The organism is Pseudomonas putida, assembly GCF_001636055.1.
Lineage (GTDB): Bacteria > Pseudomonadota > Gammaproteobacteria > Pseudomonadales > Pseudomonadaceae > Aquipseudomonas > Aquipseudomonas machongensis.
The window spans coordinates 4,545,474-4,559,521 of record NZ_CP011789.1 but is presented as its reverse complement, the minus strand read 5'-3'; the positions used below and the strand labels follow the sequence as shown (position 1 = coordinate 4,559,521).

At 62.6% G+C, this 14,048-nt stretch carries 13 protein-coding genes; 12 read left to right on the top strand and 1 reads right to left on the bottom strand.

All coding sequences use genetic code 11. The features are described from left to right. Positions 1 to 27: 27 nt before the first annotated feature. A complete protein-coding gene (gene cheR, locus AB688_RS20405) occupies positions 28 to 855 on the top strand; it encodes a protein-glutamate O-methyltransferase CheR (protein ID WP_054891907.1) in 828 nt (275 codons plus the stop codon). A gap of 115 nt (positions 856 to 970) precedes the next feature. Here the strand turns inward: cheR and AB688_RS20400 are convergent, their stop codons facing one another. Beyond that, positions 971 to 3,580 carry an autotransporter outer membrane beta-barrel domain-containing protein gene (locus AB688_RS20400; protein WP_063545698.1) on the bottom strand — a complete coding sequence of 870 codons (2,610 nt, stop codon included), beginning with the start codon at positions 3,578 to 3,580 and terminating at the stop codon, positions 971 to 973. 341 nt (positions 3,581 to 3,921) lie between these two features. On the opposite strand from AB688_RS20400, the gene flgB reads away from it, so the two are divergent. From flgB to flgK, 11 genes are all read left to right on the top strand, one after another. After that, positions 3,922 to 4,329, top strand: coding sequence for a flagellar basal body rod protein FlgB (gene flgB / locus AB688_RS20395; protein WP_054891906.1), 408 nt, complete (start codon positions 3,922 to 3,924; stop codon positions 4,327 to 4,329). 2 nt (positions 4,330 to 4,331) lie between these two features. Next, positions 4,332 to 4,775 (top strand): flagellar basal body rod protein FlgC, encoded by a 444-nt coding sequence (gene flgC / locus AB688_RS20390; protein WP_054891905.1) that lies wholly within the window; start codon positions 4,332 to 4,334, stop codon positions 4,773 to 4,775. A 16-nt stretch (positions 4,776 to 4,791) separates the two neighbouring features. Then, positions 4,792 to 5,478, top strand: coding sequence for a flagellar hook assembly protein FlgD (flgD, locus tag AB688_RS20385; protein WP_063545697.1), 687 nt, complete (start codon positions 4,792 to 4,794; stop codon positions 5,476 to 5,478). Positions 5,479 to 5,508: 30 nt separating this feature from the next. After that, positions 5,509 to 6,867, top strand: a complete 1,359-nt coding sequence (gene flgE, locus AB688_RS20380) for a flagellar hook protein FlgE (RefSeq protein ID WP_063545696.1) — start codon at positions 5,509 to 5,511, stop codon at positions 6,865 to 6,867. A gap of 72 nt (positions 6,868 to 6,939) precedes the next feature. Next, a complete protein-coding gene (locus tag AB688_RS20375) occupies positions 6,940 to 7,122 on the top strand; it encodes a hypothetical protein (RefSeq protein ID WP_054891902.1) in 183 nt (60 codons plus the stop codon). A 209-nt stretch (positions 7,123 to 7,331) separates the two neighbouring features. After that, positions 7,332 to 8,072 carry a flagellar basal body rod protein FlgF gene (locus AB688_RS20370; RefSeq protein ID WP_054891901.1) on the top strand — a complete coding sequence of 247 codons (741 nt, stop codon included), beginning with the start codon at positions 7,332 to 7,334 and terminating at the stop codon, positions 8,070 to 8,072. A gap of 48 nt (positions 8,073 to 8,120) precedes the next feature. Further along, positions 8,121 to 8,906 (top strand): flagellar basal-body rod protein FlgG, encoded by a 786-nt coding sequence (gene flgG, locus AB688_RS20365; protein WP_063545695.1) that lies wholly within the window; start codon positions 8,121 to 8,123, stop codon positions 8,904 to 8,906. Between the two features lie 60 nt (positions 8,907 to 8,966). Further along, complete coding sequence (gene flgH, locus AB688_RS20360) at positions 8,967 to 9,662, top strand: flagellar basal body L-ring protein FlgH (protein WP_054891899.1); 696 nt, start codon at positions 8,967 to 8,969, stop codon at positions 9,660 to 9,662. Between the two features lie 12 nt (positions 9,663 to 9,674). After that, positions 9,675 to 10,784, top strand: a complete 1,110-nt coding sequence (locus tag AB688_RS20355) for a flagellar basal body P-ring protein FlgI (RefSeq protein ID WP_054891996.1) — start codon at positions 9,675 to 9,677, stop codon at positions 10,782 to 10,784. Positions 10,785 to 10,795: 11 nt separating this feature from the next. Next, positions 10,796 to 11,989, top strand: a complete 1,194-nt coding sequence (gene flgJ, locus AB688_RS20350) for a flagellar assembly peptidoglycan hydrolase FlgJ (protein ID WP_063545694.1) — start codon at positions 10,796 to 10,798, stop codon at positions 11,987 to 11,989. 12 nt (positions 11,990 to 12,001) lie between these two features. Further along, complete coding sequence (gene flgK / locus AB688_RS20345; RefSeq protein WP_063545693.1) at positions 12,002 to 14,047, top strand: flagellar hook-associated protein FlgK; 2,046 nt, start codon at positions 12,002 to 12,004, stop codon at positions 14,045 to 14,047. Position 14,048 lies beyond the last annotated feature (1 nt).

The following is a 14,048-nucleotide window of genomic DNA, read 5'->3' as shown; positions in this document are numbered from 1 at the left end:
GCAAGTGATTGAAAAGAGGCGGCAGCATTGTCTACGGGTAATTTGGATTTCGAACAGTTCCGGGTATTCCTGGAGAAAGCCTGTGGCATCCTGCTGGGCGAAAATAAGCAGTATCTGGTGTCCAGCCGTCTCAACAAGCTGATGGAGCAACAGGGCATCAAGAGCTTGGGTGAGCTGGTGCAGCGCATCCAGACCCAGCCCCGCAGTGGCCTGCGCGAGCAGGTGGTCGATGCCATGACCACCAACGAGACCCTGTGGTTTCGCGACACCTATCCGTTCGAAGTACTGAAGAACAAGGTGATTCCCGAGTTCATCCGCAGCAACCCCGGTCAGCGCCTGCGCATGTGGTCGGCGGCCTGCTCGTCGGGGCAGGAGCCGTATTCGATCTCGATGGCCATCGATGAGTTCGAGCGCAGCAACCTGGGCCAGTTGAAGATGGGGGCGCAGATCGTCGCCACTGATCTTTCCGGCGCCATGCTCAATAACTGCAAGACCGGTGAGTACGATAGCCTGGCGATTGCCCGTGGCTTGTCGCAGGAGCGCCTGCAGCGCTACTTCGACCCGAAAGGGCCGGGGCGCTGGGCGGTGAAGCCGGCGATTCGCAGTCGGGTGGAGTTCCGCTCCTTCAACCTGCTCGACAGCTATGCGGCGCTGGGCAAGTTCGACATCGTGTTCTGCCGCAATGTGTTGATCTACTTCTCCGCGCAGGTGAAGAAAGACATCCTCATGCGTATCCACGCGACGCTCAAGCCAGGGGGGTATCTGTTCCTGGGGGCTTCGGAGGCGCTCAATGGCTTGCCGGATCATTACCAGATGGTTCAGTGCAGTCCGGGGATCATCTATCAGGCCAAGTGAATGAAAAGGCCGGTATCGAGAGATACCGGCCTTTTCGTTTTCGGGACTGCGAACACAAGACCTTGCCTCTGCTTTTGTCTTCAGGCGGCAAGGTCAGGATCGTTGGAGGTTGCGATCAGAAGTCGTACCGCACCTTCGCCGAGAACACGTCGGCATTGAAGCCCGACTTGCCCACGTAGTCGTAATTGACCCCAAGGGTCACCGCACCCAGCTTGTAGTCTGCTCCAATGCCCGCCTCGTAGCTGTTGCGCACGGCACTCGCGCCGCGGGTCACGAATGGCGTGTTGCCAAGCAGGAAGGTCGAGGTGCTGTTGGTCTGGTCGGCGGCGAAGTCGTGGTAGCCCATCAGCTTCAACTGCGGCTCCAGGGTCCCGACGCCAATGGCATAGCTGCCCGCTACCCGTACACCTGCGCCGAGTTCGAGCGCTTCGTAGCGTTCATCTTCGACCTTGAGCGCGGCGGACGAGCCTTTCTCGCGGTAGCCATCGATATCGACACGGCTGTAGCGCGCGGCCACGCGTGGCTCGACCAGCAGTTGCGGGTTGATGTGCCAGGTGTAACCACCGACCAGGTTCACGGCCAGCTGGTTGCTGTCGTAATCGGCCTTGGCTCGGGTATCAGCGATCTCGCGCTTGCCTTCGTTGTCGCCCAGGCCGTAGGTCAGGCTGGCGTCGACGAAGTAGTTGCCCAGGGTGTAGGCGCTGTACAGGGTGAAGGCATGGCTCTCTACCGAAGTCTTGTTGCCACTGCTGCCGTTGACGTCGGTGTCCAGGAAGCTGTAAGCCAGGCCCAGGGTGAGCTGGTCGTTGAACTTGCCATCGGCGCCGACGGCAATACCGCGACTGTAGGCGTTGTAACCGGCCACGCCGTCACGGTTGTTCTGGGTGGCGTCGCTGTACAGCGATTGAATCCACACGCCGGCCTGGCTGAAGCCTTCGCCCGAAGAGGCGCCACGCAGGCTGCTGGCACGGCTGCTGATGGCGTTGCCGATCATGCGCTGGCTTCCGGTGGCCGCCTGGCGGGCGCCGCCGTTGACTTCCGGGGTCAGCTGGCGGGCCAGTCTCGCGACCTGGGCCTGGTCGGCGGTGGCGGCGTAGGCCAGCAGCGGGTCGCCTTTGGGCAGTTGAGCCAGGAGGCCATTGTTGATGGCGTTACCGATAGCGCCCTGGGCATTGCCGTTGCCGCCGCCTTCCTTGACGATTTCGGTGATCTCGTCGACCGGCTTGGTCGTGACTTGCGCGTAGATCTTGTTGTCTTCCACCGCGCTGCTCTGCACGCGCAGCAGTGCCGAGGTGCTGGTGACCTGGATGCCGTTGGGGTCAAGGTCGTGGCCGGCGGTGTCCACCAGCTGTACCTGGCCGGCCTCGACCAGCAGGTAGCGCGATCCGGACGGCTGGAAGTCCTCTTCGTCGGCGTGCAGGGCGATGCGCGAGCCTTGTTCGAACTTGCTGGTGCCGCTGACCTTGAGTACCGCCACGCTCGGGTCGGTTTCGCTGGACAGCTCCAGGCCCAGCGCGGAGTTGCCGGCGATCGACAGGTTGCCGTCGATCACGGTGCGGGCCGCGGTCAGTGACAAGGTTGCACGGGTGTCGTCGCTCAGGTTGCCGACTTCGATCCAGCCATCGGGCTTGAGGCGGATGTCCGGGGTGCTGTGGGGCAGGTAGTGGGCCTGGAACTCGCTGTCACCTTCGACCTCGATGTTGCTCAGCCCGTCCAGCATGCCGGTGATCTGGCTGCCCTCGCGCAGGATGAGTTCGACCGGCCGATTGCTGTGGCTGGCGTCGATGGCCACCTGGGCCATGATGATGCCGCTGTTGAAGATGTTCAGGTCGCCGTGGTCACGGTACCAGGGTTGCTGGCCGGGGGCGTCGAACGCGACATCGCCGATGCGAATGCCGGTGCCGCTCAGGGCGTAGATCGAGCCACGGTTGTCGATGTGTCGCCCGAGGCTGGTGGTCAGGGTTGCACCGTCGAGCGCGATGGCCTGGCTATTGGTGTCGCTGGCGACGATATTGCCGTGGTTTTCGATGCTGTCCAGGCGGGTTGGCATGCCGGTGGCGCCGCCGCGCGAAGTGGCGTTGACGCTGATGGCATTGGGGCCGCTGCTTTCGATGGCGCCGCGGTTGATGATCTTGCCCTGCACGGTGGCACCGGCGAGGTTGAGAGTGATCGCGTTGTAGCCATAGGCGCGGATCTTGGCATTCCGGGCATTGACCACGTCGCCCTTGATCAGCGTCGATTGACCGGTGGCGCTGGCCAGGTTGATGCCGTAGGCCTCTCGTCGGTTGATGATGCCGATGCCGGTGCCGGCCTGGAGCGTGCCCTGGTTGATCAGGTTGCCATCGAGCGTGGTATTGCTGATTTTCAGCGCATTGCCATCGAGGCTGGTGCTCCTGACGAAGGCCTGGTTCACCAGGTCGCCGGTCACCTGGCTGTTGCGCAGGGTGAGGGCATCGCTGCGATTGACCATGTCCACGGTGGTGCGGTCGTTGTCGTTGACCGGGCTGTTGAAGGTCAAGCCGCCCTGTACGGTGGCGTCGTCAAGCACGATCGCACTGCGGGAAATATTGGTGAAGCTGCCGCCGAACTCGAGCCCGTTCGCGTAGCTCTGGTGGCTTGAGGTGAAGCCGGCATCGGTAAGCTGGACGGTCTGGCCGTGGGCAGGCAGGGCGCAGGCGGCAATTGCCAGGGCCAGCAGGGTCTTGCGATAGGTCAGCGGGGACACGGTTTCTTCCTTGGAAGGCAATGGGGACAGTGCGCATCCATGCTGTGCCTGAAACCGTAACTAGTGGCCTCATGCCACATTTCTGCGCGGTCGCGAATGCTACGCGCAGTGATGGCAAAATAACACTGGTCTGTTGACGTCAATTTTTTGGATTGCCGCTTTTGCCGCTCTGCAATTGCCGCTCACCCGCCACCAAGCGGAAGCACTTTGCCGCTTTTCTGGCATTGCCGCTGCTCACTGATACAGCCGATGCCCGATATTACTGGGGTTGTGCCTGTTGGCACAGGCCTTGCTATAGCTTGGCCAACGCAACGCTGGTCAACCTTCGAAGGTTCCCCGACATGAGCATCAGCTTCGACAAGGCCCTGGGCATCCATGAAAAGGCACTGGGCTTCCGCGCCCAGCGCGCCGAGGTGCTGGCCAACAACATCGCCAACGCCGACACGCCCAACTACAAGTCGCGTGACATGGACTTCTCCTCGGTGCTTGCCGCCGAAGCAGACAAACAAAGCAACGGGCGTATCTCGCTGACCCGCACCAACGGCCATCACATCGAGGCCGAAGGCCTGGCCATGGCCGACGACAGCCTCAAGTACCGCACGCCGATGCAGCCGTCGATCGATCAGAACACCGTCGATGCCCAGATCGAACAGTCGAACTATGCGCAGAACGCGATCGACTTCCAGGCCAGCTTCACCTTGCTCAACAGTAAATTCAAAGGGCTGGTATCGGCCCTGCGTGGAGAGTGACCATGTCCCTTGCCAGTGTCTTCAACATCGCCGGTAGCGGCATGAGCGCGCAGAACACGCGCCTTAACACCGTCGCCTCGAACATCGCCAACGCCGAGACCGTCTCCTCGAGCATCGATCAGACCTACCGCGCGCGCCACCCTGTGTTCGCCACCACCTTCGAGCAGGCCCAGAACGGTGCCGGCCAGTCGCTGTTCGACGACCAGGGCCAGGCCGGCCAGGGTGTGCAGGTCAAGGGGATCATCGAGGACCAGAGCAATCTGGAAGCCCGCTACGAGCCCAATCACCCGGCGGCGAACAAGGACGGCTACGTCTACTACCCGAACGTCAACGTGGTCGAGGAAATGGCTGACATGATCTCCGCCAGCCGTGCGTTCCAGACCAACGCCGAGTTGATGAACACCGCCAAGACCATGATGCAGAAGGTACTGACCCTGGGTCAGTGATTGAGGAGCGCAACGCATGGCAGTCAATATCAATGATGTGCTCGCCAATTCTGGTGTTAGCAACGGCACCAAGAAGCCAACCAGCGAGCCGACCGACAAGAACGCGCTCGGCAAGGATGCCTTCCTGCAGTTGCTGGTCACCCAGATGCAGCACCAGAACCCGCTCGACCCGCAGGACAACGGTGAGTTCGTTGCCCAGCTGGCGCAGTTCAGCAGCCTGGAGGGTATCCAGACCCTCAACGAGTCGGTCAATGCCATTACCGGTTCGCTGGGTTCGTCCCAGGCGCTGCAGGCGTCGTCGCTGGTCGGTCGCTCGGTGATCGTGCAGAACGACAAGGCGTTGGTCGATCCGACCAAGAGCTTCAATGGTCAGGTCGTGGTGCCGCAGAACATCGAGAGCGGCAAGGTCACGATCAAGGACAAGGATGGCAATGTCGTCAAGACCATCCAGTTGGGCGAACAGAAGAAAGGCACTGCCGACTTCATCTGGGATGGCACCAACGACAAGGGCGAGAAGGTCGCGGCGGGCAACTACACCTTTACCGCGACGACCACCGTCGATGGCAAGGCTCAGGAGATGTACACGCTGCTGCCAGCCACCGTCACCAGTGTCACCGTGGGCGGCACTGGCGGCGAGATGATGCTCAACCTGGCAGGTATCGGCAAGGTCGGCATCTCCAAAGTACAAACCATCGGAATCTAAGGCCGGCCTGTTCGGCAGAAGGAGCAAAGCATGTCTTTCAATATCGGCCTTAGCGGTCTCTACGCAGCCAACAAGCAGCTCGACGTTACCGGCAACAACATCGCCAACGTCAACACCACAGGTTTCAAGTCGTCCCGTGCCGAGTTCGCCGACGTCTACGCCGGTGCCAACCGCCTGGGCGTGGGCCAGAACCAGGTCGGTAACGGTGTGCGCCTGGCAGCGGTGTCGCAGCAGTTCACCCAGGGTGACGTGAACAACACCGGCAACGTGCTGGACATGGGTATCCAGGGGCAGGGCTACTTCGTTCTCTCCGACAACGGCTCGCTGACCTACACCCGTGCCGGTGCCTTCCGCACCGACAAGGACAACAACGTGGTCACCTCCGATGGCTTGAACCTGCAAGGTTATGCCGCCGACAGCACCGGCAAGATCCAGAAGGGCATCCTCACCAACCTGAAGATCGATACCTCGGCGCTGGCCCCCAAGGCCACCACCTTGATCGACCAGGGCATCAACCTGAACTCCTCCGCCGACACCATCCCGCTGGAAGTGTCCAACGGCGCGACCCCGCCGGTGATGGTGCCGAACAAGCCGTTCGACCCGGCCGACCAGTCGACCTACACCAAGTCCTTCCCGACCAAGGTGTACGACAGCCAGGGTAACGAGCACACCATGGAGCAGTTCTACCGCAAGACCGGCACCAACGAGTGGACCATGTACACCCTGGTCGATGGTCGCAACCCGCTCAACCCGGGCAGCACCACGCCGCTGACCGGCACCATGACCTTCAACTCCGACGGCAGCATCAAGGCCATGACCACCGACAACACCACGGTGCCGGCGGCCAACTGGAGCGTGACCAACAACACCTTCAGTCTCAAGGGCTGGATCCCGGCCGCGAAGGATGCCGCAGGCAACTGGGCGGCCAACGGTTCGGATGGCAATGCCGACGGCATGCGCCTGGCCATGAACAGCACCACCTCGTACAACACCGAGACCGCGCGCATGTCGCAGAATCAGGACGGCTATGCCACTGGCATCCTGTCGAGCCTGTCGATCGACTCCACCGGGGTGATGTTCGCAAGCTTCAGCAACCAGCAGTCCCGCGCCATCGGCCAGGTTGCGATTGCCAGCTTCGCCAACGACCAGGGCCTGCAGCAGATTGGCGGTACTCGTTGGAAGGAAACCTTCTCCTCGGGTATTCCGGGCATCGATGCGCCGAAGACCGGCACCCTCGGTTCGGTCGAGTCCAACTCCCTGGAGGCGTCCAACGTCAACCTGACCCAGGAGCTGGTCGAGCTGATCAAGGCGCAGAGCAACTACCAGGCCAACGCCAAGACCATCTCCACCGAAAGCACCATCATGCAGACCATCATCCAGATGACCTGATGGTCGCTGGCTGAGCGTGTCTGGACGAACCCCTTTCCCGTGAAGGGGTTCGTTGTTTTTGCAGGAGGGATCATGAAAAAGCTGGCTGTCGCGCTGCTTGCGGCGCTGTGTCTGCTCCAGGCTCAGGCCGGAACCGCGCCGTGGTGGCGTTGGGAAAGTCAGGTGGATGGGCGACTGGTGTGTTCGCAGTGGTCGCCGGGGGAGGGCTGGAAGCGCTTTGCCGGGCCATACAACAATGGTGGGTGTCGCGACTAGCAACACTGCTATTGCTGAACTTTGGCACCCCCTTGCCGCCAGCGGCAAAGCAGCGCCGGATAACCGACGTTGCACCCTCGACGAAAACCGCTAAAGGCCCGTATTCACGGGCTTTTTCTTGCCTTGAAGAAAGTTGGTTCGGAACTTGCTTTACAGCCTGCACAGCAACGGTGAGCGGCAATCGATCGCCAGTGCAGCGGAGGATGACTGTGGACAAGATGCTTTACGTGGCCATGACCGGTGCCGCCCAGAATGCGGTGGCACAGAAGGCCCACGCCAACAACCTGGCGAACGTTTCCACCACCGGTTTTCAGCGTGACCTGGAGCAGGCGCGCTCGATGCCGGTGTTCGGCGACAGCTTTCCGGCGCGTGCCTTCGCCATGAGCGAGCGGCCTGCCACCGACTTTACCGCAGGCCCGATGATCGAGACTGGTCGCGAGCTGGACGTGGCGGTCAGTGGCAATGGCTTCATCGCCGTGCAGGCCCCGGATGGCAGCGAAGCCTACGTGCGCACCGGCAGCCTGAACATTGACGCCCTCGGCGTGTTGCGCGCCGGCAATGGCATGCCGGTGATCGGCAACGGTGGCCCGATCGCCATTCCGCCCGAGCAGAAGGTCGAGGTCGGTGACGATGGCACCATCAGCATCCGCGCCATGGGCGAAGACCCGCGCGTCATGGCCGAGGTCGATCGGATCAAGCTGGTCAACCCCGACATCAAGAGCATCAGCAAAGGCCTCGACGGCCTGATCCACACCAACAGCGGCCAGCCGGCCGATGCGGACGTCAATGTCCGCGTGGTGTCGGGCTTCCTCGAAGGCAGCAACGTCAATGCCGTCGAAGAGATGACTTCGGTGCTGGCCCTTTCTCGCCAGTTCGAACTGCACGTCAAGATGATGAAAACAGCCGAGCAGGGCGACGAAGCCATGGCTCGGGTTTTGCAAATCAGCTAATCACTTTTGAACGAGTGCCGTAAAACAGGCGCACGAGGAGAACACTAAATGCTTCCGGCTCTCTGGGTCGCTAAAACCGGCCTGTCCGCACAGGACACCAACCTGACGGTCATCTCCAACAACCTGGCCAACGTCTCGACCACTGGTTTCAAGCGTGACCGTGCCGAGTTCCAGGACCTGTTGTACCAGACCAAGCGCCAGCCTGGTGCCCAGTCGACTCAGGACAGTGAGCTGCCTTCGGGCCTGCAGGTCGGTACCGGTGTGCGCATCGTCGGCACCCAGAAGAACTTCCAGACCGGCAGCCTGCAGACCACCGAAAACCCGCTGGATCTCGCGGTCAATGGTCGTGGTTTCTTCCAGGTCCTGCAGCCCGATGGCACTGTCTCCTACACCCGTGACGGCACCTTCCACCTGAACTCCGATGGCCAGGTCGTGACTGCCAACGGTTTCGCCCTGGAGCCTGCCATCGTCGTGCCGCCGGAGGCGCAGACCTTCACCGTCGGCCAGGACGGCACCGTGTCGATCACCACCACCGGCAACCCGGCCGCGCAGATCATCGGCAACATCCAGACCGCGGACTTCATCAACCCGGCCGGCCTGCAGGCGATTGGCAACAACCTGTTCTTCGAGACCGCTGCCAGCGGTGCGCCGCAGGTCGGTACCCCGGGCCTGAACGGTTTTGGCACCACCCTGCAGCAGACCCTGGAAAACTCCAACGTCAGCACCGTCGAAGAGCTGGTGAACATGATCACTACCCAGCGCGCCTACGAGATGAACTCCAAGGTCATCTCCACCGCCGACCAGATGTTGTCGTTCGTCACCCAGCAACTGTAAGTCCTGGCTCTAGCTACCCGGCCGCTGTTGCAGCGCCTGTTACACCGTGAGGTAAGCGTCATGAATCGTCTGTTGTCCGTCGTCGCCCTGGGAGGGGCTGTGTTGCTGGCCGGTTGCGTTGCGCCGACGGCGAAGCCCAACGACCCGTACTACGCGCCTGTACTGCCGCGGACACCTTTGCCGTCGGCGGCCAACAACGGTTCGATCTACCAGGCCGGGTTCGAGCAGAACATGTATGGCGATCGCAAGGCGTTTCGTGTCGGTGACATCATCACCATCACCCTCAACGAGCGTACCTCGGCGAGCAAGAACGCCGGCTCCCAGATCCAGAAAGACAGCAACGCCAATATCGGCCTGACCTCGCTGTTTGGTACCACCCCCAACACCAACAACCCGTTCGGCGGCGGCGACCTGTCGCTCAACGCGGGGTACAAGGGCGAGCGTGCCACCAAGGGCGCCAGCCAGGCCAGCCAGGGCAACACCCTGACCGGCTCGATCACCGTGACGGTGGCCGATGTACTGCCCAACGGCATCATCGCCGTGCGCGGCGAGAAGTGGATGACCCTCAACACCGGCGAAGAGCTGGTGCGTATCGCTGGTCTGATCCGCGCCGACGATATCGCCACCGACAACACCGTGCCGTCCACGCGTGTGGCCGACGCGCGCATCACCTATTCGGGCACCGGCTCCTTCGCCGATGCCAGCCAGCCCGGGTGGCTGGACCGCTTCTTCATGAGCCCGCTTTGGCCCTTCTGAGTACGGATGACCATGTTCAACGCCAGGCAGTTGATTGCCGCGACCTTGCTCCTGTCCTTCGCGTTCGGCGCCCACGCCGAGCGCCTGAAGGATATCGCCAGCATTTCCGGCGTGCGCGCCAACCAGTTGATCGGCTACGGCCTGGTGGTGGGGCTCAACGGCACCGGTGACCAGACCACCCAGACCCCGTTCACCCTGCAGACCTTCAACAACATGCTGTCGCAGTTCGGCATCAAGGTGCCGCCAGGTTCGGGCAACGTGCAGTTGAAGAACGTCGCTGCAGTGTCGGTGCACGCCGACCTGCCTGCCTTCGCCAAGCCTGGCCAGGTGATCGACATCACCGTGTCCTCGATCGGCAACTCCAAGAGCCTGCGTGGCGGCAGCCTGCTGATGACCCCGCTCAAAGGGATCGATGGCAACGTCTACGCCATTGCCCAGGGCAACCTGGTGGTCGGTGGTTTTGATGCCGAAGGTCGCGATGGCTCGAAGATCACCGTCAACGTGCCGTCGGCCGGTCGCATCCCTGGCGGCGCTTCGGTCGAGCGAGCGGTGCCGAGCGGCTTCAACCAGGGCAACAGCCTGACCCTGAACCTCAACCGTCCTGATTTCACCACCGCCAAGCGCATCGTCGACAAGGTCAACGAACTGCTCGGCCCGGGCGTTGCCCAGGCGCTGGACGGCGGTTCGGTGCGCGTCACCGCGCCCATGGACCCGAGCCAGCGGGTCGACTACCTGTCGATCCTCGAGAACCTGGAGATCGATCCGGGCCAGGCCGTGGCCAAGGTCATCATCAACTCGCGTACCGGCACCATCGTCATCGGCCAGAACGTCAAGGTATCGCCGGCCGCCGTCACCCACGGCAGCCTGACCGTGACCATCACCGAAGACCCGATCGTCAGCCAGCCGGGGCCGTTCTCCAACGGTCAGACTGCCGTGGTGCCACGGTCGCGGATCAATGCGCAACAGGAAGCCAAGCCGATGTTCAAGTTCGGCCCGGGGACCACGCTGGATGAAATCGTCCGTGCGGTGAACCAGGTCGGCGCGGCACCGGGCGACCTGATGGCGATCCTCGAAGCCCTGAAACAGGCCGGCGCCTTGCAGGCCGACCTGATCGTGATCTGAGGACGCTGGCGATGAATCCGAAGAGCCTGGTTTCAAGTTCCGCCGACAGCGGCGCCTACACCGACCTCAACCGTCTGAGCTCGCTCAAGCACGGGGACCGTGACAGCGATGCCAACATCCGCAAGGTGGCCCAGGAGTTCGAGTCGCTGTTCATCGGCGAAATGCTCAAGGCCTCGCGCAAGGCCGGCGATGTGCTGGCTGCCGACGATCCGATGAATAGCGAGACGGTCAAGCAGTACCGCGACATGTACGACCAGCAGTTGGCCGTGAGCATGTCCCGTGAAGGCGGCGGTATCGGCCTGCAGGACGTGCTGGTGCGTCAGTTGTCGAAGAACAAGGGCGTGCGCCCGAACACCAGCCCGTTCCCGCGTATCGACGGCAATGCGCCGGCGCTGTGGGGCACGAAAGTGGTCGCACCTGCCCACGCCGTCGAATCGACGTCAACCCGCAACGACGTTGCGGCGCTCAATGCGCGGCGTCTGGCGCTGCCGGGCAAGCTCACCGACCGTCTGCTCGCCGGCATCGTGCCGTCGGCGGGCAATCCTGCGGCGACCAACACCGCGGCGTTGCCGGGCCGTGGCGACATCCCGCCCGGTGGCGTGGCCACCGGTGACTGGGAGCCGGCCCAGGCCTTCGCCGCGCCAGGGCGTGGCATGCAGATTCTCGGGCGCGCGGTGGCCCAGCCGCCGCTGGCGCCGAAGAAAGCCTTCGCCGACAGCGACGAGTTCGTCGCCACCATGCTGCCGATGGCCGAACAGGCCGCCAAGCGCATCGGTATCGACCCGCGTTACCTGGTGGCCCAGGCCGCCCTGGAAACCGGCTGGGGCAAATCGGTCATGCGCAACACCGATGGCAGCAGCAGCCACAACCTGTTCGGCATCAAGGCCACCGGCAATTGGCAGGGCGGCGAGGCGAGGGCGATCACCAGCGAGTTCCGCAACGGTCAGTTCGTCAAGGAGACGGCCGCGTTCCGTTCCTACGACTCTTATCAGGACAGTTTCCACGACCTGGTCAGCCTGCTGCAGAACAACGCGCGCTATCAAGATGCGGTGAAGGCGGCCGATAACCCAGAACAGTTTGTGCGAGAGCTGCAGAAGGCCGGGTATGCCACCGACCCGAACTACGCCAGCAAGATCTCGCAGATCGCAAGACAGATGAAGTCGGACACGAGCTACGCAATGCTCGGGACCACCACGCAACTTTAAGGGCAGCGAATCATGGCGAGCTTGATCAATATTGGCATGTCGGGGCTGGGTGCCGCGCAGTCGGGGATGTACACCCTGGGTAACAACATCGCCAACGCCGATGTGGACAGTTACTCGCGCCAGCAGAACGTGCAGAAGACCAAAGGCTCGCAGCAGAACGGCAACGTCTTCATCGGCAGCGGCACCACGCTGGCCGACGTGCGCCGGGTGTACAACTCGTTCCTCGAGAACCAGCTGCGCACCACCACCTCGCTGTCCAGCGATGCCAACTCGTACCTGAACCAGATCAATCCGCTCGACACTGCCCTGTCGAGCGCTGACACCGGTATCACGGCTGCCCTGAAAAGCTTCTTCACCGCCATGCAGGACGCTGCGGCCAAGCCCAACGAAGATGCCTCTCGCCAGTTGCTGCTGACCAGCGCGCAATCGCTGGCCAAGCGTTTCAACACCCTGTCCACGCAACTCAATCAGCAGAACAGCAACATCAACGCCAATATGGCGTCGATTGCCGATCAGGTGAACAAGCTCACCTCGACCATCGCCCAGTACAACGACCAGATCTCCCGCGTGTCGGCGATCCAGGGCCAGCCGAACGATCTGCTCGACCAGCGTGACGGCGCCGTGCGCGAACTGAACAAGCTGATCGGCAGCCAGGTGGTGGAGCGCGAAGGCAACTACGACATCTACCTGCCCAACGGCCAGGCATTGGTGCTGGGCAAGACCACCCAGACCCTCGAGGTCGCGCCAAACCGCAACGATCCGACGCGCATGAGCCTGATGATCAACCGCGGCAGCACCAAGATGGATATCACCGATTCCACCACCGGTGGCGAGCTCGGTGGCCTGCTGCGCTACCGCAAGGACACCCTGGACCCTGCGCTCAACGAGCTGGGCCGGGTGGCACTGGTAGTGTCCGATGCGATCAACAGCCAGCTCGGCCAGGGCGTGGACAAGAATGGTGAATTCGGCGCGCTGCTGTTCGGCGACATCAACAGCGCCAAGGCCATCAGCGAGCGCAGTATCGCCCGCCAGGGCAACAGTGCAGGCTCCGGCAACCTCGATGTGACCATCAAGGACACCGGTAAGCTCGGCACCAGCGACTACCAGGTGACCTTCACCAGTGCCACCGGCTACAACGTGCGCAAGCTGCCCGAAGGCACCGACATGGGCAACTTCGACCTTAACGACAACCCACCGAAAGTGATCGATGGCTTCAGCCTCTCGCTCAATGGTGGCGCCGTTGCCGCTGGCGACAGCTTCAAGATCACCCCGACCCGCAACGCCGCAGCCGGTATCGAGTCGGTGCTCACCGATCCCAAGCGCCTGGCGCTGTCCGCGCCGTTGGGTGCAGTGAGCGGCTCGGGCAACAAGGGCACCGGGCAGATCACCCAGCCGAACCTGACCTCCAAGCTGGACATCTACAACGCCACCGATCGCACTCAGTTGCAGACCGGCCTGAAGTATTCGACCCCGGTCAAGCTGGTGTTCGGCGACGACTCCGCGTCCCCGCAGGGCTACACCCTGTACGACGCCAAGGGCAACTCCATCGGCACCGGCACCATCGTGCCCGGCCAGAGCAACAAGCTGCAGCTCTCGGTGCCGATGGTCGATGGCGCCGGTAACCCGATCATGGACGGCGCCACCCAGCGCTCGTTCACCTTCGAGATGGACGTCGCGGGCGCGCCGAAGAACGGTGACAGTTTCACCGTCTCGCTGACCGGCGCAGGCTCGTCCGATAACCGCAACGCCAAGTCGGTGATCGACCTGCAGACCAAGTCCACCGTGGAAGTCGGCGCCGACGGCAAGGGCATCAGCATGACCGATGCCTACGCCAAGCTCGTGTCCAACGTCGGCGGCAAGGCCGGCCAGGCAAGCATGGACTCCGACGCCACCAATGCCCTGCAGAAGTCGGCGCTCGATGGGCGCAACGCCGTCTCTGGGGTGTCGATCGACGAAGAGACCGGCAACCTCATCAAGTTCCAGCAGTACTACACCGCGTCGTCGCAAATCATCAAGGCGGCCCAGGAAACCTTCGCCACCTTGATCAACAGCCTTTAAG

Excerpts from the sequence above, each read along its gene's own strand:
- flgH (WP_054891899.1), top strand. The coding sequence starts at position 8,967 with ATGAATCGTCTGTTGTCCGTCGTCGCCCTGGGAGGGGCTGTGTTGCTG.
- flgE (WP_063545696.1), top strand. The coding sequence starts at position 5,509 with ATGTCTTTCAATATCGGCCTTAGCGGTCTCTACGCAGCCAACAAGCAG.
- AB688_RS20355 (WP_054891996.1), top strand. The coding sequence starts at position 9,675 with ATGTTCAACGCCAGGCAGTTGATTGCCGCGACCTTGCTCCTGTCCTTC.
- flgD (WP_063545697.1), top strand. The coding sequence starts at position 4,792 with ATGGCAGTCAATATCAATGATGTGCTCGCCAATTCTGGTGTTAGCAAC.
- flgB (WP_054891906.1), top strand. The coding sequence starts at position 3,922 with ATGAGCATCAGCTTCGACAAGGCCCTGGGCATCCATGAAAAGGCACTG.
- AB688_RS20375 (WP_054891902.1), top strand. The coding sequence starts at position 6,940 with ATGAAAAAGCTGGCTGTCGCGCTGCTTGCGGCGCTGTGTCTGCTCCAG.
- flgG (WP_063545695.1), top strand. The coding sequence starts at position 8,121 with ATGCTTCCGGCTCTCTGGGTCGCTAAAACCGGCCTGTCCGCACAGGAC.
- flgC (WP_054891905.1), top strand. The coding sequence starts at position 4,332 with ATGTCCCTTGCCAGTGTCTTCAACATCGCCGGTAGCGGCATGAGCGCG.
- flgK (WP_063545693.1), top strand. The coding sequence starts at position 12,002 with ATGGCGAGCTTGATCAATATTGGCATGTCGGGGCTGGGTGCCGCGCAG.
- flgJ (WP_063545694.1), top strand. The coding sequence starts at position 10,796 with ATGAATCCGAAGAGCCTGGTTTCAAGTTCCGCCGACAGCGGCGCCTAC.